Genomic DNA, 1,676 nt, shown 5'->3' with positions numbered 1-1,676 from the left:
AGGGACTTGAAGCCTCCCATGTCATGTCATAAATGCCTATACTTTTACCAGCTATGAAAGCTAGAGGCAGGCTTAAGCCAGAAGAGTCAAAATGTTTTGAGTTCAGCCCGGAATAATCCTACAAAATGGTGTAGTATTTTGTAGGAACTAATTGAACAATGCTGACATTAACTTACGAGTACAAGGCAATACCCACGGATGAGCAAATCCAACTGATTGAGCGCACTTTAGATGTGTGTCGAAAGGTGTGGAACTTTGCTTTGCGTGAGCGCAAAGACTGGTACAACTCGCGTAAGTGCCCAATTAATGCTTGTTCAATTACCTCTGAGTACATCATTCCAGCGGATGCGCCATACCCAAACTACTACGTACAAGCCAATGCGCTAACTCAAGCAAAGACCGTTTTTCCTGAGTTAGCAACAGTCAACGCTCAGGTCTTGCAGCAGGTTTTAAGGAAACTTGAAACCGCGTTTGTAGATATGAAGCGCAAGGGAATGGGGTTCCCCAGGTTCAAGAAGCGTGATGCAATGCGATCATTTGTATATCCACAAATGGGCAAAAGTCAATTCTTGAAGGGTAATCAAATCAAGCTGCCTCAATTGGGGTGGATGGGGTATATTAAGTCTCGCGAAATTCCTGACGGGTTTGTAGTTAAGCAAGCTCGAATTATTCGTAAGGCTTCTGGATACTTTCTGATGCTGACACTGGAAAGTGCTGTTAGCGTCCCTGACACTGTGCCCACAGGATACCCTGTCGGAATTGATTTAGGGCTGGACAAATTTGCTGCAACTTCTGAAGGCGCGCTGATAAATCGCCCAAAGTTTCTAAATTCACTGCAACGCGAGTTGACATTACTGCAACGCAGACTGAAGCATAAAAAACTTGGCTCTGGCAATCGACGCCAGCTCAATCAGAAAATTGCACGACTTCATCAACACATTGCCGATACCCGCAAAGATTGGCACTTTAAGCTAGCTCACAAACTTTGTGACGGCGCGGGGATGCTGTTTGTAGAGGATATTGACTTTCGGGCATGGGCTAAAGGGATGCTGGGTAAGCATACTTTAGACGCTGGGTTTGGTCAATTTGTATCCATCTTGGAATGGGTATGCTGGAAGCGCGGCGTTTACTTTGGCAAGGTAAATAAGGACTTTACCTCCCAAGTGTGTCCACAGTGCCACACGCATACTGGCAAAAAAGAATTGAAGGACAGGATTCATTCTTGTCCCGAATGCGGCTACACAACTCATAGAGATATTGCAGCCGCGCAAGTGATCCGCAATCGTGGGATCTCTGGGGTGGGACGCATCCTGGATGAAATTGCCTGTGGAGATGGTCTGACGGGGACTGGCAACAGTCTAGTTAAGAATCCGAGAAGCAGGAAGAAGAGTGGAGAAGCGCGGATGCCAGGGCGCTTCGTAACATCTTTTAAGAATCCCCGTGCATTCATGCCGGGGAGTACGTCAATCTGAAATTGTTCGCTCACTTTATAGCGCCCGTGATAGGTCGCCTAGCTAAAGATTAGCTATGCTCCCGGTCACGATGATAGCTTTTACCAAACCGCTGATAAAAATTTATCCAAACCTAGATAAATTTTCACAGCCCAGACCTTAAATAATTTTGGTTCTTCCTTACTTACTATGCTAAATCAATAGTTAAAGCCGTTAAATCAACTT

The 1,676-nt window shown here is 45.5% G+C and carries 1 protein-coding gene; it reads left to right on the top strand.

Going from position 1 to position 1,676, the window contains the following annotated elements; all coding sequences use genetic code 11:
* The first annotated feature begins 158 nt into the window (after positions 1-158).
* A complete protein-coding gene (locus QT974_RS34115) occupies positions 159-1,472 on the top strand; it encodes an RNA-guided endonuclease InsQ/TnpB family protein (protein WP_333472780.1) in 1,314 nt (437 codons plus the stop codon).
* Positions 1,473-1,676 lie beyond the last annotated feature (204 nt).

This window comes from Microcoleus sp. BM001215392, assembly GCF_036700185.1.
Taxonomy (GTDB): Bacteria; Cyanobacteriota; Cyanobacteriia; order Cyanobacteriales; family Microcoleaceae; genus Microcoleus.
The sequence above is the reverse complement of the archived record's forward strand: the minus strand, read 5'-3'. Positions and strand labels throughout refer to the sequence as shown.

What these genes read in the sequence shown, in the direction of transcription:
- QT974_RS34115 (WP_333472780.1), top strand. Translation starts at nt 159, where the DNA reads ATGCTGACATTAACTTACGAGTACAAGGCAATACCCACGGATGAGCAA.